Here is an 18,928-nt window from a genome sequence, read left to right on the forward strand (position 1 = left end):
TTGAAGTTTTGGCATGGCTTGTCGCACCGCCTCTCTGTCACTCACTACACTCCGCTCTGCAGTGGTATGACGACCACCGGGGCAATACCGGACAGCCCACCATTTACCCGCCGCACGTTACCCTGAGGTTTTCAGATGGAAGCACCAATCGTCAGAGAGCTTACCGGCAATGCCGCGAGGCAGGATGCTGCGCTTTCCCGCGCACTTCCGCAGGTGGGCAGGGATACGGATTCAGCCCGCAGGATTCTGGAATCCTGGGCAGCGATGCGCAATCGAGATCTACCCACTTCCGTTGATGCCGATCCTGACTTCTACCTGCCATTCCTCAATGCCCGTGAGGGCGAAAACACACCCCATGCAGTGCTGTGGAGCCAGGGTGACCAGTCCATCGGCATCCTGCTAGGCCGCCGCAGTCTCGGCCGCCCGCGACTGTCCATCGGCCCGGTGAAGATCCCCATGCCCAGGCTCCGCAGCCTGGACGTTACCTACGGGGGCCTCGAAGCCGCAACGGAAGAAGTCGCGCGATTGCAGGCGGATTACCTGCTGGCGTTGTTGCAGAGCGGTGCGGTGGACTGTATTTCCGTGCACCACCTGCCGCTGGAGAGCCACATAGGAAAAGTCCTTATGGCCGGGCTGCGGGGAGCCGGGGACGGCAAACCCATTATCAGCGGACAGTGGTTCGCCGAACTGACCGACAGTGATAGACAGCCGCTGGTGACCAATTCGGCCAAGACCCGCAGCTCATTCCGGCGCAAGGATCGCAAACTGGAAAAGTCCTTCGACGGGACAGTGGATATTTGCGAGTACCGGCAGCTCGAGGAAGTGGGCGCCTTTATTGAGTCCGCTGCCAACATCGGTGAGCAGAGCTACCAGGGCAATATCGGGGTGGGAGTGCGGGATAGCCGCCACTGGCATGCGGTCCTCGGCATCCTCGCCGGCAACGGCTATCTGCGTGGATACCTGCTCAAAGTGGGCAATGCTCCGATCGCCTATGCGGTGGGTCCACGGGTCGGTAACACTTTCACCCTGATGGCCACCTCGTTCCTGCCAGAGCATCGCCAGCTGGCCCCGGGAGCCTACCTGATTCGCCGGATGATCGAGCGGCTCCAGGCCGAAGGGGTGCGCTGGCTGGATTTTGGCTTCGGCGATGCGCCCTACAAGGAACTGCACGGCACCTGGCGAAGGGAGACCGCAAACCTGCACCTGTACGGGCACACCCCTGCTGCCCGTGTTGCGCGGGCACTGGACACTGCGGTGAAGTGGAGTGATCGCTCCATTCGCCGGTTGCTGCACGACAGTGGACTTTACGACCGGGCGCGTAAACTCCTGCAACGGGGCGCCGAGCGTCTGCGCTGACCCGCTTGCAGCTGCGGGCCCGTCACTACCAGACCAAAAGCTCATGGCTTTCCGGTCACGGCGGGGTGGATTACAGTAGATGCACGAGGCACCCGCTGTTCCGGAAACCGCCATGACCCAATCAACCAACCCCACCGCGAGACACCCTCACTCGCCCCCCGCGCCATCGGCCAGTCCGCTGTCACCGGATGAGGCTGCGGCACGACTGGCGACGTTTGTCCGCCAGCACCCGCGACTGATGATCCTGACCGGTGCCGGCGTCAGCACCGACTCCGGCATCCCCGATTACCGTGACGAGGACGGTGCCTGGAAGCGAAAACAGCCGGTGCAGCATCAGGATTTCATGAACAACCTGGATACCCGTCGGCGCTACTGGGGTCGCAGCCTGGTGGGCTGGCCGGTGATCCGCAGGTCCAGACCCAACCCGGCCCACCACCATCTGGCGGAGCTCGAACGACGTGAGCTGGCCGAGCTGCTGGTGACCCAGAATGTGGACCGGCTGCACCAGCGCGCTGGCAGCCGGCGGGTCATCGACCTGCACGGCCGCGCCGACCAAATACGCTGTATGACCTGCGATTACCGCTGCGACCGCCAGCTGGTGCATGATCACTGTTTCGAGTTGAACCCCGCGTTCCGCAAGTTCCAGGCAAGTGTGGCCCCGGATGGGGATGCCGACCTGGAGGTAGACTTCAGCGGTTTCCGCGTCTTCGACTGCCCACAGTGCGGCGGCATCCTCAAACCGGACGTGGTGTTCTTTGGTGACAATGTGCCATCGGCAAGAGTACAGACGGCGCTGGAAGGGCTTCGTGCCAGTGAAGGACTCCTGGTAGTGGGGTCGTCCCTGATGGTCTATTCCGGGTTCCGCTTCTGCCGCTACGCTCGGGAATGGAACAAACCCATCGCAGCCCTCAACCTGGGCCGCACCCGGGCCGACGAACTCCTCGACCTCAAGCTTCACGCCCGCATCGGCGAGACCCTGGCCCAGACCCTGGCCCTACTGTAAAAACACGCGGGCTGGGTGTCCGTCACTTCAACTGGCCGGCAAGAAGCGTCCGAAACCGCACTCTCTGCCGAGCTGCGGCTGTAGTTCCCCACCCTGAACCGCCAGGCGACCGTTGATCAATACATGGCTGACGATGCCGGGATTGCGGTTGACCAGGCGCTGCAGGCCAAAGTTTTCCATCTCGGCCCAGTGCACCTGCTCCAGGTCCTGTGCCAGCCCGTTGGGATCGATGACGACCAAATCTGCACGATCACCCTCACGGATCCTGCCCGCGTCGATACCGAACCAGTCAGCCTGATCCCCGGTCAGACGCCAGACAGCCTGTTCCATGGACATGATCGGCTTTCCTTCATCAATCGACTCCTGCACCAGTTTCAGCAACCGCAGGGGCAGGTTGTAGAACGCCATATTGCGGATATGGGCACCGGCGTCGCTGAAGGTGATCAGTGCATGGCGGTCGCGCACCATTTTACGCAATACCTTTTTCCGGTGGTTGGCCACCGTGGTATACCAGCGCAGGCGCGTGCCGTACTTCACCACCAGGTCGAGGAACAGGTCCACCACGTGGATGCCGCGCTCCGCGGCAATCTCGGCGAAGTTCCTGCCCACCAGCGAATCATCCGGGCAGCCAATAATCTGCGCGTCGCCGAAGTCCCGCTGCCAGACCCGCGGACTGAGTTTTTCCCCGTAAAAGCGCCGAAATTCACGCCGATACTGCTCGTCCTGTAGCAGCTGGTTGCGCTCGACGGCATCCTTCAGGTCCAGCGCCATTTCCCCGGCACCGAACTCCTCGAAGAACACCACATCGATTCCATCGGCATAGACGGTGAATGGCGTCGGCAGCACCTGCCAGCGGAAACTGCCGCGCAACGCGTTGGTGACCCGGGAGGTCAGCCTGGTAAGCAGGTTCAGGTAGGCACTGCCTTTCAGGTCCATCTGACTGATCAGAGTGGTCTTCAGCGGGCGCCGCAGCCAGCCTATACATTCGCGCATGTACTGGGTGATCTGCAGTGGCCTGGCGGCATCTGGCGCCCCCTGGTGCACCCGGTTATAGCGACGCACCAGTCTGTTCAGGCGGGACACTTCGCTCCAGTGGGCGTAGGTGCTGGGCAGGCTTCGGGACCAGGCGCGCTCGCCATCCACCTTGTCCCATTTCAGGCACATGGTGGAAAGACCGAGGAAACCGCACTCCAGGGCCTCCTTTAGCAGTGCTTCCATGGCCTGCAGTTCCTGTTCGGAGGGCTGGTCACTGCGATCCGTGGCGCGCGCCAGCCCCATCACACCGGCGCGCAGATCACTGTGGCCGAGCAGGCTGATGACATTGGGGCCGAGAGGTAATGTGGCGAGATGATCGATCCACTGGCGCGGACTGTGCCAGGTCTTTTTCTCGCGCAGGATCGGCAGCACCTTTTCCCTTGGCACTGTCTCCACCCGGGTGAAAATATCCGAGGCATCCTCCGCCGCACTGCATACCATGCTGAGGGAGCAGCTCCCGACCAGCACCGTGGTCACGCCATGACGGACCGACTCGGAGAGGCTGGGGCTCACCAGCAACTCCGCATCGTAATGGGTGTGGGTATCGAGAAAGCCCGGCATGATCCACTGGCCGCGCGCGTCGATGACCTTTTCCGCTTCATGGTGATCGATCGCCTCTTCGGTCACCCGTGCGATGCGACCGTCGCTGATGGCGATATTCCTGACCGACGATGGCCCCCCGGTGCCATCAAAGTAGCGACCGCCCTCCAGCAGGATATCGTATTGCGCCATGGGCCTGTCCCCCTGTTATTTTCCTTTGGCGGAGCCGTTCGAGGCCGATAGTGTCACTGATTTGGTGGTAGCAGAACAGTACTTTACTGCCATCCTGCCTCGGTCAAACGGCGACACCATCGGAAACAGGATCACATGGAGACTATCGGCTGGCGTGCTTGCTGACTCTTAAACGGTCGCCGGCAGGCAAGACACCCCTGGCGTCAGATAGCAGCAAGTTCAGCGACAGCACTGCAGTCCACGCCACAACAAAAAAATATTGGCAGGTTTATCGGCCCGGCAGGAACACTTTCACCCAGAATCTATCAAAAGCGAAAATTGCGACCCAGCAGGAGCCCCTGTATTCGCGCTGGTTTCTGTCCCAGAAGTCGAATGAGCGCTGAACCAGCCCCAGCTGTATCGTTATCAGCTAAAGCCAAGCCTGAAATCCCCGATAGTTCCGGATCTGTCATGGAAAGTCTTTCAGCGACGAGTCCAAACGCCAGCGCAGAGCGCAGTCCCCTTCTGCCGGGGCTTACGCATGCCCCCCGCCTTGCAATGACAACCGAGGGTGCCCGATCCCTTCTCCATGCCTGGGAGAATACAGACCACGGTGGGACACCGCGAAAAGCCGCTGCAGCTGCAGACTTCTACCTGCCATTTCTCCCCGAAATCGACAGAAACAGCACACCGTATGTCGCGTTGTGGGAGAAAGGAGGCGTGCCAGACGGAATCCTGATTGGCCGCCTCGGCAACAGGCGCCCCCTGGTGCGCATTGGCAAGTGGCAGTTTCCCATGCCCAGGCTGCGGACATTGAACATCACCGAGGGAGGACTGGAAGCACGAAGCAGCGAGACCGCGGAACGGCAAGCCGAATACCTGCGCCGACTCCTTGCCGATGGAGATCTTGACTGTATTTCTGTTTTTCGCATCCCCGGGGATACTGAAATCGGCGGCATCCTGGCAAGCGGTCTCAGGAGCCCCGGTGATGGGAACCCCGAGACCATTGGACGCTGGTTTACAGAATTGAACGATCGCAACGGGAGACCGATAGTCTCCTACTCATCCAAGGCCCTCAGGAACTTCCGCCGCAAGGACCGCAAACTGGTCAGCGCCTTTGATGGCGCTGTTGATGTCATTGAGCTTCGCGGTCCAGGGCAGATCAACGGTTTCATCAGTACCGCTGCCAAAATTTGCGCGGCCAGCTATCAGCAATGTATCGGCGTCGGTATACAGGACAACGGTTGGTGGAACAGGATGCTGGGCATTCATGCCGAAAACGGCAACCTCCGCTGTTACCTGCTGGAGGCTGGGGGGGAGCCGATTGCGTATCTGGCCGGACCGGTCGTCGGCGGCACATTTACCATGATGGCCACCTCATTCCTGCCAAAATTCCGGACCCTGGCACCGGGTTGCTATCTACTCCGGCGCGTGATCGAGCGGCTGCAACTGGAAGGCGTGCGCTGGATTGACTATGGGGTAGGCGACTACCGCTACAAAAAACTGCACGGTACCTGGCGCCGGGATGTGGCGACCCTGAACCTCTATGCACCGTCGCCAATTGGCAAAGCGGCGCAGTTTCTGGATACCATCGTCAAGAGACTCAACCGCGCCCTCTACCGAACCCTCGAGCATCGCGGCTGGCTGGAGCGTATCAGGCACCAGCGCCGACAGCTTGGCCAACGCCGCAAAAGCTCTTGAAGCACACCCTCCCTCCTCTCTGACCTCTGAGGTTCATGGCTCGACTGAGACCTCGTGTGAGCGCGCATACAACTACCCCGGGTGCGGTTAATCGTTCATATATTGCTGCCATGAGGTGTAAATGTTGGCAGACAGAGCTACACGAGCTGAAGCACATTTACCAAAATCTGTCCGGCACCAGTCCCAGCCTGATGCAAGGGACACGCAACTGACATCGTGCCAGCCTCACATCCTTTACCGGACCTCTGATGGAAACAACTACGCCGACCCGATCGAGAACGACCACCGCAGTAAAACCTGCCGCCAAGAAAGCGGGACAGGGCCCACTTGTCGAGCTGACTATGAGCGGTGCACAGGCGCTTCTGGACGCCTGGGAACAGGTGGATCACGACGGTGCACCGCGATCTGCCGCAGCCGCTGCCAATTTCTACCTGGATTTTTTGCCGGAAATTCCCGGAGACAATACGCCGCATATTGCATTGTGGGAAAGGGACGGGACACCCGACGGTATCCTGGTGGGGCGTCTGGGAGTCAGGCGTCCCGTGGTACGCATCGGCAAGTGGCAATTTCCGATGCCGCGGCTGCGCACGCTGAATATCACCGAGGGAGGACTCGAGGCGCGGACCACTGCCACCGCTCAGCGCCAGGCTGAATATTTACGCCAGCTGCTCGAGGGCGGCACCATCGACTGTATTTCTGTTTTCCGCGTGCCACTTGACAGCGAACCGGGTCGCATTCTGGCGCAGGGCCTGAGGAAAGCCGGTGATGGCAACCCCGAGCTCATCGGTCACTGGTACACCGAGCTCACTGATCGACAGGGATGCCCGGTGCAGCCCAACTCCGCCAAGACCCGCAGTGCTTTCCGCCGCAAGGATCGCAAACTGTTGCAAACATTCAACGGCAGGGTTGAGGTGCGGGAACTGCGTAGCCGCGACCAGCTTGCCGATTTCATCAGGATCTCCGCCCGGATCGGCGAGGCGAGCTATCAGCAGGGTATCGGCGTCGGTGTGCAGGATAACGCCTGGTGGGCAAGGATTCTGGGCATTCATGCCGACAATGGCAGTCTTCGAGGCTACCTTCTGGAGGCTGATGGAGAAAACATCGCCTACCTGGTTGGCACCCTGATCAGTGGCACTTTCACACTCATAGCCACCTCTTTCCTGCCGCAGTATCGCGCGGTGGGCCCGGGCGCCTTTATGCTTCGCAGGGTGATCGAACGATTACAACAGGACGGGGTGCGCTGGCTCGACTACGGCGTTGGTGATTACAGCTACAAGGAGTTGCATGGCACCTGGAGACGGGAAAATGCCACATTGAACCTCTACGGGACATCACCCGCCGCCAGACTGGCCAGCATCCTGGATACCACGGGCAAGAAAATCAACCGCGCCCTGTACCGCGTGCTGAAGGCTGGCGGCATGCTGGAGCGCCTGAAGCGCCTTCGCCGGCACCTGGCTGAGCGCTCCGGCTCGTCGCAACCGGATCAGCCGCCGCAGCAATAGCGCCATTCAACGCTTCAGCCCTCTTCAGACCCGCCCAGCTTGTCCTGTGTGCGAGTCTGAAAATCACTCGCATTGTGGCGCTCGTGTAACTGCGAACTGGGCTCCCCCCAGGTTCGGTTGACCATGCGCCCACGCTGCACTGCCGGCCGCTCGGCAATCTCATCGGCCCAGCGGATCACATGTTTGTAGGTGTAGGCCTCAATGAACTCGGCGGCATCATAGACCTTGCCTTTCACCAGCGCCCCGTACCAGGGCCAGATAGCCATATCGGCAATGGTGTACTCACTTCCGGCAACAAACTGGTGCTCCGCCAGCTGGCGATCCAGCACATCCAGTTGCCGTTTGATCTCCATGGTGTAACGGTTGATGGGGTACTCATACTTTTCCGGTGCGTAGGCATAGAAATGCCCGAAGCCTCCGCCCAGGAGTGGCGCGGCCCCCATCTGCCAGAACAGCCAGTTCAGAGTTTCGGTACGCTGCTCCGGGGTATGGGGCAGGAAGGCACCGAATTTTTCCGCCAGATAGAGCAGGATGGAACCGGATTCGAATACCCGGATAGGCGGGTGGGTGCTGCGATCCACCATCGCCGGGATCTTGGAATTGGGATTGACCTTGACGAAGCCGCTGCCAAACTGCTCGCCCTCGGTGATGTCGATCAGGTAGGCGTCGTACTCGGCGCCCTCGTGGCCGAGTGCCAGCAGCTCCTCGAGCATCACCGTGACCTTGACCCCATTGGGCGTGGCGAGGGAGTAGAGCTGCAGCGGATGCTTGCCCACCGGCAGGTCCTTTTCATGAGTCGGACCGGCAACGGGCCGGTTGATATTGGCAAACTTGCCTCCGCTCTCTTTGTCCCACTTCCAGACTCTCGGCGGTGTGTAGGTGTCGTCTGACATGAAATAACTCCAAAGTCGGCAACTGTTGGACGTGCTACGTCGGGCACCAGGGAATGGGTCAGTGTAATTTGAAAGGCTGAGCCATGCACAGTCGAGCAGATCGGAATCGCGCGAAGCAGCCGCAACCCCCGACGTCAGCTGCCTGCGAGCGGCATTACAGCCAGGCTGCTGTTCCAGCTAATCCGCAGCAGCAGCATTTTCCAGCCCGATCCCTGCCGCCACACCATCAACAGCCTATGCCCCCCGCTACGCAACATCCTGCGAACGCCGCCCCCACCATCCCACCAGATACTCCCTGACGACATCCAACCATTCCAGCATTACAGTCCCGGTTGGCACCGGCCTGGCATCCCCGTGGATCTTTTTCTTATCCGCTTCCCTTAATCCCGACACCCACCCTCAATTGACATGCACAATCTGTTCGCGGACATCAGACCTCTCTTTTTTTCCTTCACTGCAGTCACCGGGCATCCATGCCTGACAATGGCAACACTTAATTGTCTGCCAGGTCGTCCGTCCGCGCATTGAAACTGTTAATCAAACTCTTTCTATTATCGAGCCATATCCCCCATGTGAAACTCAAAAATTCTGCCTGTAATGGCCTGTAATTTCGTGAAGTATTGAGCACCGACCCGGTATCGATTAAAAAGCTCCCTCACTCGTGCCACGACCAGAAAACTCAGGAATTATTCATGCACTATTTCGAGGGACTGAATCGTGTTCCGGGGCTGCCCAATGGGCGCGCGGCCTACAGTGACCGTATGGCTTATTTAGGCGCCGAGCTGTCCCGACTGGTGTACGAGCCCTTCACTCCCGATGCCAGCCTCACGGCTCTGCTCCATCGGCTCGGCAGAGCGGGCAGCGACAGTGAGCGCAAACAGCTGCTGGGGGAATGGAGTGCGAGACTGCAGAGTAACCACTGCGGCCTGGAGAGCGGCATTCGCCGGACGCTGCTCGAACAGCGTTTTGAGCCCATCAGTTTTTACGATGTAAGCGAGACGCAGGCGTTACTGGCGCAGATGGACCTGGCCGGCCAACCGGTACTGTTATTGTGTTTTCGCGGTACCGAGATGAACGCCTGGGATATCGTCACCGACCTGAAATTTTCCCTCGAGCCCTACAGCGCACAGGGCCGGGTGCACCGAGGTTTTCGCGAGGCTTTCGAGCGAGTGCGGGAGACCATTGAGGCCGACCTCCGCCAGCACAGTAATAAACCGCTGTTTATTTTCGGTCACAGTCTCGGTGGCGCGCTGGCCCTGATCGCGACCCGCGAATTCAATCATCGCGGCAACGGCGCCACCTATACCTACGGCGCCCCCCGCACCGGCGACCGGGACTATTTCAGTCCGGTGAAGACGCCGATCTACCGCCTGGAAATCGGCGGTGACCCGGTGCCACTGGTGCCGTTCGGGCACGGGCTGAGCCCCATCCTCACACTGCTGCGCTTGATCCCCCTCAATGGGACCCTGCAGCTGGCACGCTGGCTGCGTCGCCGCCTGCTGGGATACAGCCATACCGGCTTCCGGGTCTTCATCCGCCACGCGCCCAATGAGCCGGACGAACACGGCCTCGGCTTCCGGGCCATGCAGGTTTCCTTCTCAGGCAATATCTTCTGGCGTGTGCAGCATTGCTGGAGGGCCTGGCTGAGTACCTTCCCTACCCCGAGTGATATTGCCGCCTTTCATTCGATCCGGCTCTACAGCGAAATGCTGCGCGCACATATGTTGCGGCGCAATCTCCGCGACCTGCTGCCGGAGCCCGGGACGCCGCCAACGCAGTATCCGGCCGCACGCAGGGCCGGCGCCGCGGCTCAGGAGTCCGAGCCCGCCTGAAAGCTGTCGCGACCAGCCCATCACAAGGGCCCGTGTTGAACCGCCCCGGTCAGTCGCCGATAATAGCGCCCCGCCCGGACAGGCCCTGTCGGGCCGGGGTGCTAGGCTGTTTCAGGCACCCGTTCCAGGCGCTATTTTTCAGGCAGTGGGGGCCCGCGCGGTGGCGCCGCCAAGCCGCAGGGCCCAAACCGGATCACCTATGACCGAATTCGCCGTCATCCTGCTCAGCACCATCCTCGTCAACAACTATGTGTTGGTGCAGTTCCTCGGCCTGTGCCCGTTCATGGGAGTCTCCAACAAGCTGGAGACAGCGGTCGGCATGGCTGGCGCAACCACCTTCGTGCTGACCCTCGCCTCCATCTGCTCCTACCTGGTCAACACCTACCTGCTGGAGCCCAACGGCATCGAGTACCTGCGCACCATCTCCTTCATCATGGTGATTGCCGTGGTGGTGCAGTTCGCGCGTATGTTCATCGAGAAGACCAGTCCGCTGATGCACCGGGTGCTGGGCGTCTTCCTGCCCCTGATCACCACCAACTGCGCGGTGCTCGGCGTGGCCCTGCAGAACACCATCAAAGCCCACAACTTTGTGCAGTCAACGCTCTATGGTTTCGGCGCCGCCGTGGGCTTTTCCCTCGTGTTGATCCTGTTTTCCGCCATCCGCGAGCGGCTGTTCGCGGCCGATGTGCCCACCCCGTTCCGCGGCGCTGCCATCGGCATGATCACCGCGGGCCTGATGTCCCTGGCCTTTATGGGCTTCAGCGGGCTGGTATAGGGAGGCCGCAATGCTGGAATGGTTCTCTGCAATTTCGACCCCACTGCTGGTCCTCGGCGGCATGGCGCTGGCGTTTGGCGCGCTGCTGGGCTTTGCCGCGGTGCGTTTTCGCGTCGAGGGCGACCCGCTGGTGGAACAGGTGGACGCACTGCTGCCCCAGACCCAGTGCGGCCAGTGCGGCTACCCCGGCTGCCGCCCGTATGCCGAGGCCATCGTCAACGGTGACCAGATCAACAAATGCCCGCCGGGCGGGCAGGCCACCATCAACGAACTGGCCAACCTGCTGGATATGGAGCCCATGCCACTGGATGCCGAGCACGGCGTCGAGGACGTGAAGAAAGTGGCGTTTATCCGCGAGGCGGAGTGCATCGGCTGCACCAAGTGCATCCAGGCCTGCCCGGTGGATGCCATCGTCGGTGCGGCCAAATATATGCACACCGTGATCGTGGACGAGTGCACCGGCTGTGACCTCTGCGTCGAGCCCTGTCCGGTGGACTGCATCGATATGGTGCCGCTGGAAACCTCCCTGCAGGACTGGCACCCGGAAATTCCCGAGGACGGTGTCAAGCTGATCGCCAGCGACCGGCCACAGCGCGGCACTCTGTCCAGTGACGGCTCCCGTGGCGACAAGAATAAGAGGGACGCAGCTTGAGCCCTGAACAGGAAACCAGAACACGGCAGGATCGGCGCCACAGCGCCGAAGAGCGCCGCGCCGCCCGCGAGGCGCAGCTGATCGCCAGCGAGCAACAGCGCGCACTCAAGCCGAACGACTTCCCCGGCGGCATTCACCCGCCGGAGAACAAACACCAGTCCACCGGCGAACCGATCGGCAGCATTCCGCTGGCCGACGATCTGTTCGTGCCACTGGTACAGCATGTAGGCACCACCGCGCTGCCGCTGGTAAAGCTGGGCGAGCGGGTGCTCAAAGGCCAGAAGATCGGTGAGGCAGACGGTCTGATCAGCTGCGCCGTACACGCGCCCAGCTCGGGCACCGTGGTCGCCCTGGAACCCGTCCCCGTCCCCCACCCCTCCGGCATGCCGGTGGACGGGGTCGTCATCCGCACCGATGGCAAGGAGGAGTGGTGCGATCTGCAGCCCTGTGAGGACTTCCGCAAGGTGGCTCCGGTGGACCTGCTCGAGAAGATCCGCGAATGCGGTATCGCCGGCCTCGGCGGCGCCGGCTTCCCCGCTGCAGTCAAGCTCGATCCCCACGGCGGCACCGAGATCGATACTCTGATCATCAACGGTACCGAGTGCGAGCCGTACATCACCGCCGACGATATGACCATGCGCGAGCGCGCGTCGGAAATTATTGCCGGTGTGGAAATCCTCGCCTATATCCTCGACGAACCGGAGCGCGTATTGATCGGCATCGAGGACAACAAGCCGGAAGCCATCGAGGCCATGCGCAAGGCCGCCGAGGGCACCCGCTTCGATATCGTCGTCTACCCGACCAAATATCCGTCCGGTGGTGAAAAGCAGCTGATCCAGATCCTCACCGGCCGCGAAGTGCCCAACAAAGGCCTGCCCGCCAATGTCGGCATTATCTGCCACAACACCGGTACTGCCCGCGCCGTCTACCGTGCAGTGCGCTATGGCGAGCCGCTGATCAGCCGTGTGACCACGGTGGTGGGGGAGGCCCTCGAGCGCCAACGCAATATCGATGTACCCCTCGGCACCCCCATCCGTCATATCCTGAAACACCACGGCGCGCACCGCGGGCTGATGCAACGCATCATCCACGGCGGGCCGATGATGGGCTTCACCCTCGAGGATGACAGCGCACCGGTGATCAAGACCACCACCTGCATCCTGGTGCCCACCAAAGAGGAACTGCCCCCGCCACCACCGGCACAGCCCTGCATTCGCTGTGGTTTCTGCGCCGAGGTCTGCCCGGCCTCCCTGCTGCCGCAACAACTGTACTGGTATGCCCGCGCCGAGGACCGGGAGAAGCTGCAGGCCTACAACCTGTTCGACTGTATCGAGTGTGGCGCCTGCTCCTATGTCTGCCCCAGCAGCATTCCGCTGGTGCAGTACTACCGGGCCGCCAAGGGCGATATCCGCATCGCCGAAGAGGAAAAGGAAAAGTCGGATCGCGCCCGCGAGCGCTTCGAGTTCCGCAAGCTGCGTCTGGAAAAAGCCGAGAAAGAAAAGGAAGAAAAGCGCAAGGCCCGCCGCGAAGCCGCCGAGCAGGCCCGCAGGCAGCGGGAGCAGGAGTCAGACAGCCCGGAGGCCCAGGCCGCCAAGCAGGAAGCCGATGTGGTCGCCGCCGCGCTGGCACGGGTCAAGGCCAAGCAGGCGTCCCCGGAGCAGCAGCTGGCCCGCGCCCAGCGTTCCCTGACCAGCGCCGAACACCGCGTCGAGCGGATGGAGAAAAAGCTCGCGGACGCTCCAGCCGAGCAGCGCGACCAGTTGGCGGCTCAACTGAAGGCGGCGCAGCTCAAGGTAGAGGAAGCGCGGCAGAAACTGGCCAAAGCCGAGGCGGCCGCCAACACCAGCGGCTCACCACCATCGGCGGTGGAAGATGCCGCCGACGTGCAGAGCGGTACCGCAGCGCCGGTGCCGGGGCCGGTGTCAGAAGAGAGAAAGGACAAGGCAAAGCAGGCCATCGAACGGGCCAGGGCTGCTGCGGCCGCCCGCGCCAGTATGAGTGACGCCGACAAGCTCGCGGCGGAGATTGAAGCGATGAAGGCTCGGGTCGCCAAGTCCGAGGCGCGGTTGCAGAAAGCGCGCGACGAGAATGATCCGAATGTGGATGCGTTCGCCACCGCGCTGGAAAAGATGCGGAACAAGCTGGAAGAAAAGATGCGCGAGCAGAACAACGGCGGTGGGGCAGACTGATGAGCCTGATGCGCATGTCCTCCCCCCACGCCCGCGCCGGTGACCGCACCGCCCGGGTGATGCTGCAGGTGGCACTGGCCGCCATTCCCGGCGTGCTGGCGCTGGTGGTGTATTTCGGTATCGGCGTGCTGATCAATATCGCGCTCTGCACCGTCACCGCCCTGCTGTGTGAAGCCGGCGTCATGAAGCTGCGCGGGCGCCCCGTGGCCTTCTACCTGAAAGACTACAGCGCCTTCATTACTGCCCTGCTGCTGGGCATCGCCCTGCCCCCATACTGTGCCTGGTGGCTGCCGGTGGTGGGCAGCGCCGCCGCGATCATCCTCTCCAAGCAGCTCTATGGCGGCATCGGCTACAACCCGTTCAATCCCGCCATGGTGGGCTACGTGGTGCTGCTGATCAGCTTCCCAGTGGAAATGACTCGCTGGGTAGGGCCCGGAGAACTGATCATGGGCTCGCCCAGCATCAGCGAGGCCTTTGCGCTGGTATTCGGCAATTACAGCATCGATGGTTTTACCCGTGCCACGCCACTGGAAATCGTGCGCCTGAACCAGTCGGTGCTGCTTTCACAGCTCTACGAGACGGAGCCGATGCTCGCCCGCGGCAATCTCGCCGGTTTCGGCTGGGAGGCGGTCAACGCCGGCTTCCTGTTGGGCGGCCTCTACCTGCTGTACCGGGGCATCATCACCTGGCATGCGCCGGTGGGCATGCTGGCAACCATACTGCTCTTGTCACTGATGTTTTACGACAGCGGCAGCAGCCTGAGTGAGGGCTCACCCATTCTGCACCTGTTCTCCGGCGCTACGATGCTCGGGGCCTTCTTCATCATTACCGACCCGGTCAGTGGTGCCACCAGCAACAGGGGGCGACTGATCTTCGGTATCGGCGTGGGCCTGATCACCTACGTCATCCGCGCCTGGGGCAGCTACCCCGATGCAGTGGCGTTTGCCGTGCTGCTGATGAACTTCGCTGCGCCGACGATCGACAATTACACCCTGCCGCGCACCTACGGCCACAAGGCACCGCGCAAGGCCACCGACGTGGAGGAGCAGTGATGCTGAAACGCTCCGTCGCCACCAACGCCGTGGTACTGGCCCTGTTTGCCCTGGTCACCGCCGGTACCCTGGCCGTAACGCAGATCACCACCAAGGAACCCATCGAGCGGGCCATCCGCAAAGCGCAGGCCCGCGCCCTGCTGGAAATCATTCCCCTGGATCGCCACAGCAACGACCTGCTGGTGGACACCTACCCGATCCCGAAGAGCTACTGGAACCAGCTGGGGCTGAAGGTGGGCGGTGATATCAATCTGGCCCGCGAGGAAGACGGCACCATCGCCGCAGTCATCATCCCGAGCGTGACCTACGAAGGTTACGGCGGGCCCATCTCCCTGCTGGTCGGTGTCAACCGGGACGGCACCATCGCCGGTGTGCGGGTCACCGAGCACACGGAGACCCCCGGCCTGGGTGACAAGATCGAGATCAAGAAGAGTGACTGGATCACCACCTTCAACGGCAAATCCCTGCAGGACCCGCAGCCGGCGCAGTGGAAAGTGCAGAAAGACGGTGGTGTCTTCGACCAGTTCTCCGGCGCCACCATCACGCCGCGGGCCATCGTCAACCAGGTAAAGACCGTACTCGAGTTTGTCGCCTCCCACAGAGAGCCGCTGTTCTCCGCCCCGGTATCGAAGCGTGCGGTGGAAGTGGAGCAACCTGAGACCGACAACCAGACACAGGAGCAGCAGTAATGGCCACCCCCAGTTACGGTGAGATCACCCGCAACGGACTGTGGGGCAACAACCCGGCCCTGGTGCAGCTGCTGGGCCTCTGCCCGCTGCTGGCGGTAACCGGGACGGTGGTCAACGCCATCGGACTGGGCCTCGCCACCATCGCCGTGCTCACCTGTTCCAATCTCGCGGTGTCACTGGTGCGGCACCAGATGCCGGATACGGTCCGGCTGCCGGCCTCGGTGATGATCATCGCCACTTTCGTCACCTGCACCGAGCTGCTGATGAAAGCGTTCACCTATGAGCTGTACCTGGTGCTGGGTATCTTTATCCCCCTGATCGTCACCAACTGCGCAATCCTGGGCCGCGCCGATGCCTTTGCCAGCAAAAACCCTGTGCTGCCGTCGCTGGTGGACGGCTTCACCATGGGGCTCGGCTTTACCGCGGTGCTGATTACCATCGGCGCGGTGCGGGAGATACTCGGCCAGGGCACCCTGTTTGCGGATATGGACCTGCTGCTGGGCCCGATGGCAGCCGACTGGGGCATCAACGTGCTGGGCGCTGACTACCCGGGCTTCCTGGTTGCAGTGCTGCCCCCGGGGGCATTCCTGGTGACGGGTATGCTGATAGCGGCCAAGAATGCCATCGACGCGAGCATCGAGCGCCGCCGCAGCCAGCAGGTCAAGGTGGTCGCAGGCGCCAAGCGGGTACGCACCACCGGCAAGATCACCTGACCCAAAGCGGCCGCGCCACTGTCAGGGCTTTTGCGCTTGTAGCTGGGCATCGCTGTAATGGCGTGTAATGGATTTGGCGCGTTTCTCTGCCGGGCTCACCTAGCCATACGGTCCCATTCCGCTAGAATAAATCCCCCCTCGTGCAAGGCACAGGAGTGCCATCTGCCGGTGCCGCAATGGCTCAACCAATCCTTACCAACAATAAAAAAACAGGGACCCCCTCATGACTATCGAGACTGCAATGCCAGACCTCGTCTACCAGGGCCGCCCCGCCCAGCGCGCTGACAGCAGGCAGCGGCGCAAGGCCATCCTGGAGGCCACCCTGCGCCTGATCGTGCGGGAGGGCATTCGCGGTATCCGCCACCGGGCCGTGGCCCGCGAGGCCTCGGTGCCCCTGGCCGCGACCACCTACTATTTCAAGGACCTCAACGACCTCATCAGCGACGCCTTCACCTACTTCGTGGAACAGGGCCTGGAGCACACCCGGCGGCTGCGGGAAGACAGCTTTGCCGCCGCCCGGGGCCTGACCGAGGAGGAGCGCAACTCCGATGCCGGCCGCAAGCTGCTGACCCAGCAGCTGACCCGGTTCATTCTCTCCCACGTGCGCTCCCAGGCCGGCAACCGGGACTTCCGCCTGATCGAGCTGGCCTTCCGCAATGAGGCACTGCGCAACGAGCAGCTGACCCGCGCGATCCGCATGGCTCAGCAGGCCGCCGAGAGCATGATCCGGGAGTTCTTCGAATTGCTCGGGCTCGCAGACTCCCAGGCCGCGGCACAGATCACCCACGGCACCATACTGCACCTCGAATACCAGATCCTGTGCGGCGCGGTGGCCATCGACTCGCCACTGCTGGAGCGCACCGTTACCATGATGATCCGGGGCCTGATCCCCTCCACGACGGGCGCGCACCAGCCGCTCATCGAGGCCTGAAGACCACAGTCCGGACCCGTCAGTGCTGGCGGGTTCATCACTCCCCTCAGCTACTCGCCCGCTCCCTGTCAGCCAACGCTCCCGCCATCCGGCTGCGGGGCTAGGCTGAAAAGGTAATTTTGCGCGAAAGCCGCTTCATGCCGTGAACGTCACAGACAAGTACCATTCTCAGCTATTGCCCCTCGTTCTGGTGTCGCTACTGGTGCTGGCGCTGGGCGCCTGTGAGCGGTCTGGTGCCCCTCCCGGGCCTGAGTCCGGAGCGCGGGCCAGTGAGGAAGCATCTGCAGGTAGGCCAACTGGGCCCGCGATCGGTACCGCCGGCGGACGGGAAGTCACGCCGCTGGAACTGTTTGATAATTACACCGAGACCGGCGACCTGCCGGCGATCAGGCAGCGTGGCAAGCTGCGCCTGCTGGTGGACCCGAGCCGCACCGCCGTCCTGCCACGCCAGACCACCCAGCAGGATGTGGAGATCGAACAGGTCCGGCGCATGGCCCGGGAGCTGGGGCTGGAACTGGTGATTCTGCAGGTCGACAGCTTCGACAAGCTGATCGAGCGGCTCGAGGCCGGCGCAGGCGACCTGATTGCAAACAACCTGCTGGTGACCGAGGAGTGGCAGCAACAGGTCGACTTCTCCGAGCCCACCGCGGAGACGAAAGTCGTGCTGGTTTCCGCCGCCGGCACTCCGGACGTCCGTGACGGACAGAAACTGGACGGCCGCACACTGGTGGTGACCCGGGGCACTGCCTTCGAGACGATGGCCGGCGAGTTTGCCCGGCAGCACCCGGGACTCGCGGTGGAAGTCCGCGACACCAACTACATCGACCTGTTAATAGACGTGGCCGACGGCAAGGCCGACTTCACCATCGTCGACCAGCCGGCTCTGGAGCTGGTACAGCAGTTCCGCGACGACCTCAAAGCCAATGTCGCATTTCCGGGAGAGCACCAGCTGGCGTGGGCAATCCGCAAGGGCTCGCCGGAGCTGCTGCAGGCCATCAACGAACAGGTACGACTGCTGCGCCCAATCCGCCCCGGAGGCCGCTCCACGGGTGACCTGGACACCATCCGCAAGCGCGGGGTGCTGCGCGCTGTGACCCGCAACCACCCGGGCACCTACTTCATGTGGCGAGGCCAGATCCTCGGCTTTGAATTCAACCTGCTGGAAAACTTCGCCACTACCCTCGGCGTGCGCCTCGACATCATCGTGGCCGACAGCCGGGAGGATTTCGTGCGATTGTTACGGGACGGCGATGCCGATATTTCTGCCAGCCTGCTGGCGATCAGAATAGACCGCCAGGAGGACGACATGGCCTTCTCTATCCCCTATCTGGAGAGCCCGTCGGGCATCGTCGCCAGGCCCGAAGACAAGCTTTCCAACCTCCAGGAGCTAGCCGGACGCACCATCTGCGTGCGGCCCGGCAGCAGCCAGTTCGAGGCAGCCCAGGAACTCAGGCGGCAGGTGCCCAACCTGAAACTGCAGGAGATCCCCGGCACCCTGGACATCCAGCAGGTCATTGAACAGGTGGCGAACCGGAATTGTGATCTCACCATCGCTGACGAGATTTCCGTCAGGCTGGAACAGGCCTGGCAGGGAGACATCGAATTTGCCCTGCCACTACCCGGGGATACCAACCGTTACGCCTGGATGCTACGCAAATCGAATCCGGAATTACTGGCCGCCATCAATGATTTCTTTGCCGAGCCCAGTACCGATGACAAGCTGCCGGAGCTCATTGAACGCTACTTCAACTCTCCGCAGCAGACCCCACCGGACACAAGGGAGCTCAACCGAAATGGGGAGAGCATCCGTGATGACCCTACGGTGCGCCGCTACGTGGAGAAATAGGCACCCGACTGGTTACCGATCGTCGCGCAGAGGTGCCGGGAGAGTCAC

At 62.2% G+C, this 18,928-nt stretch carries 15 protein-coding genes; 13 read left to right on the forward strand and 2 right to left on the reverse strand.

The features are described from left to right. Positions 1–135: 135 nt before the first annotated feature. Together LVD12_RS06555 and LVD12_RS06560 are read left to right on the forward strand one after the other, a co-directional pair. The gene (locus LVD12_RS06555) at positions 136–1,356 is read left to right on the forward strand and encodes a GNAT family N-acetyltransferase (RefSeq protein WP_237066646.1); all 1,221 of its coding nucleotides are present in this window, start codon (positions 136–138) and stop codon (positions 1,354–1,356) included. A 112-nt stretch (positions 1,357–1,468) separates the two neighbouring features. Further along, entirely contained in the window at positions 1,469–2,359 is an 891-nt protein-coding gene (locus LVD12_RS06560; protein ID WP_237066648.1) for an NAD-dependent protein deacetylase, read from the forward strand. Positions 2,360–2,386: 27 nt separating this feature from the next. Here the strand turns inward: LVD12_RS06560 and LVD12_RS06565 are convergent, their stop codons facing one another. Then, complete coding sequence (locus LVD12_RS06565; RefSeq protein WP_237066650.1) at positions 2,387–4,126, reverse strand: N-acyl-D-amino-acid deacylase family protein; 1,740 nt, start codon at positions 4,124–4,126, stop codon at positions 2,387–2,389. 372 nt (positions 4,127–4,498) lie between these two features. Here LVD12_RS06565 and LVD12_RS06570 point away from each other — a divergent pair, with 372 nt between their 5' ends. Together LVD12_RS06570 and LVD12_RS06575 are read left to right on the forward strand one after the other, a co-directional pair. After that, positions 4,499–5,806, forward strand: a complete 1,308-nt coding sequence (locus tag LVD12_RS06570) for a GNAT family N-acetyltransferase (protein WP_237066651.1) — start codon at positions 4,499–4,501, stop codon at positions 5,804–5,806. 341 nt (positions 5,807–6,147) lie between these two features. Next, the gene (locus tag LVD12_RS06575; protein ID WP_237066653.1) at positions 6,148–7,308 is read left to right on the forward strand and encodes a GNAT family N-acetyltransferase; all 1,161 of its coding nucleotides are present in this window, start codon (positions 6,148–6,150) and stop codon (positions 7,306–7,308) included. A 14-nt stretch (positions 7,309–7,322) separates the two neighbouring features. Here LVD12_RS06575 and yghU read toward each other — a convergent pair whose 3' ends face one another. Next, on the reverse strand, positions 7,323–8,201 hold the full coding sequence (gene yghU, locus LVD12_RS06580) for a glutathione-dependent disulfide-bond oxidoreductase (RefSeq protein ID WP_237066656.1): 879 nt from the start codon (positions 8,199–8,201) through the stop codon (positions 7,323–7,325). Between the two features lie 692 nt (positions 8,202–8,893). Between yghU and LVD12_RS06585 the strand changes: the two genes are divergently transcribed. The 9 genes from LVD12_RS06585 to LVD12_RS06625 all read left to right on the forward strand — a co-directional run bounded on the left by LVD12_RS06585 (position 8,894) and on the right by LVD12_RS06625 (position 18,880). Beyond that, positions 8,894–10,033 carry a lipase family protein gene (locus tag LVD12_RS06585; protein WP_237066658.1) on the forward strand — a complete coding sequence of 380 codons (1,140 nt, stop codon included), beginning with the start codon at positions 8,894–8,896 and terminating at the stop codon, positions 10,031–10,033. A 199-nt stretch (positions 10,034–10,232) separates the two neighbouring features. Next, the gene (gene rsxA, locus LVD12_RS06590) at positions 10,233–10,808 is read left to right on the forward strand and encodes an electron transport complex subunit RsxA (RefSeq protein WP_067085429.1); all 576 of its coding nucleotides are present in this window, start codon (positions 10,233–10,235) and stop codon (positions 10,806–10,808) included. A gap of 10 nt (positions 10,809–10,818) precedes the next feature. Then, on the forward strand, positions 10,819–11,460 hold the full coding sequence (gene rsxB / locus LVD12_RS06595) for an electron transport complex subunit RsxB (protein WP_237066660.1): 642 nt from the start codon (positions 10,819–10,821) through the stop codon (positions 11,458–11,460). Positions 11,461–11,537: 77 nt separating this feature from the next. Then, positions 11,538–13,649, forward strand: coding sequence for an electron transport complex subunit RsxC (rsxC, locus tag LVD12_RS06600; protein WP_439651332.1), 2,112 nt, complete (start codon positions 11,538–11,540; stop codon positions 13,647–13,649). Further along, on the forward strand, positions 13,649–14,701 hold the full coding sequence (gene rsxD / locus LVD12_RS06605; protein ID WP_237066664.1) for an electron transport complex subunit RsxD: 1,053 nt from the start codon (positions 13,649–13,651) through the stop codon (positions 14,699–14,701). The genes rsxC and rsxD overlap by 1 nt, the downstream gene beginning before the upstream one ends. Then, complete coding sequence (rsxG, locus tag LVD12_RS06610) at positions 14,701–15,390, forward strand: electron transport complex subunit RsxG (RefSeq protein WP_237066666.1); 690 nt, start codon at positions 14,701–14,703, stop codon at positions 15,388–15,390. Before rsxD ends, rsxG begins: the two co-directional genes overlap by 1 nt. Continuing rightward, positions 15,390–16,103: an electron transport complex subunit E gene (locus LVD12_RS06615; protein WP_237066668.1), complete on the forward strand. Its 714-nt coding sequence runs from the start codon at positions 15,390–15,392 to the stop codon at positions 16,101–16,103. Before rsxG ends, LVD12_RS06615 begins: the two co-directional genes overlap by 1 nt. A gap of 223 nt (positions 16,104–16,326) precedes the next feature. Beyond that, the gene (locus LVD12_RS06620) at positions 16,327–17,034 is read left to right on the forward strand and encodes a TetR/AcrR family transcriptional regulator (RefSeq protein WP_237066670.1); all 708 of its coding nucleotides are present in this window, start codon (positions 16,327–16,329) and stop codon (positions 17,032–17,034) included. Between the two features lie 142 nt (positions 17,035–17,176). Next, positions 17,177–18,880 (forward strand): transporter substrate-binding domain-containing protein, encoded by a 1,704-nt coding sequence (locus LVD12_RS06625; protein WP_237066672.1) that lies wholly within the window; start codon positions 17,177–17,179, stop codon positions 18,878–18,880. Positions 18,881–18,928 lie beyond the last annotated feature (48 nt).

Source organism: Microbulbifer guangxiensis, from assembly GCF_021729075.1.
Classification (GTDB): Bacteria; Pseudomonadota; Gammaproteobacteria; order Pseudomonadales; family Cellvibrionaceae; genus Microbulbifer; species Microbulbifer guangxiensis.

Coding starts and splice junctions, on each gene's coding strand:
- LVD12_RS06555 (WP_237066646.1), top strand. CDS start 136: ATGGAAGCACCAATCGTCAGAGAGCTTACCGGCAATGCCGCGAGGCAG.
- LVD12_RS06560 (WP_237066648.1), top strand. CDS start 1,469: ATGACCCAATCAACCAACCCCACCGCGAGACACCCTCACTCGCCCCCC.
- LVD12_RS06565 (WP_237066650.1), bottom strand. CDS start 4,126: ATGGCGCAATACGATATCCTGCTGGAGGGCGGTCGCTACTTTGATGGC.
- LVD12_RS06570 (WP_237066651.1), top strand. CDS start 4,499: ATGAGCGCTGAACCAGCCCCAGCTGTATCGTTATCAGCTAAAGCCAAG.
- LVD12_RS06575 (WP_237066653.1), top strand. CDS start 6,148: ATGAGCGGTGCACAGGCGCTTCTGGACGCCTGGGAACAGGTGGATCAC.
- yghU (WP_237066656.1), bottom strand. CDS start 8,201: ATGTCAGACGACACCTACACACCGCCGAGAGTCTGGAAGTGGGACAAA.
- LVD12_RS06585 (WP_237066658.1), top strand. CDS start 8,894: ATGCACTATTTCGAGGGACTGAATCGTGTTCCGGGGCTGCCCAATGGG.
- rsxA (WP_067085429.1), top strand. CDS start 10,233: ATGACCGAATTCGCCGTCATCCTGCTCAGCACCATCCTCGTCAACAAC.
- rsxB (WP_237066660.1), top strand. CDS start 10,819: ATGCTGGAATGGTTCTCTGCAATTTCGACCCCACTGCTGGTCCTCGGC.
- rsxD (WP_237066664.1), top strand. CDS start 13,649: ATGAGCCTGATGCGCATGTCCTCCCCCCACGCCCGCGCCGGTGACCGC.
- rsxG (WP_237066666.1), top strand. CDS start 14,701: ATGCTGAAACGCTCCGTCGCCACCAACGCCGTGGTACTGGCCCTGTTT.
- LVD12_RS06615 (WP_237066668.1), top strand. CDS start 15,390: ATGGCCACCCCCAGTTACGGTGAGATCACCCGCAACGGACTGTGGGGC.
- LVD12_RS06620 (WP_237066670.1), top strand. CDS start 16,327: ATGACTATCGAGACTGCAATGCCAGACCTCGTCTACCAGGGCCGCCCC.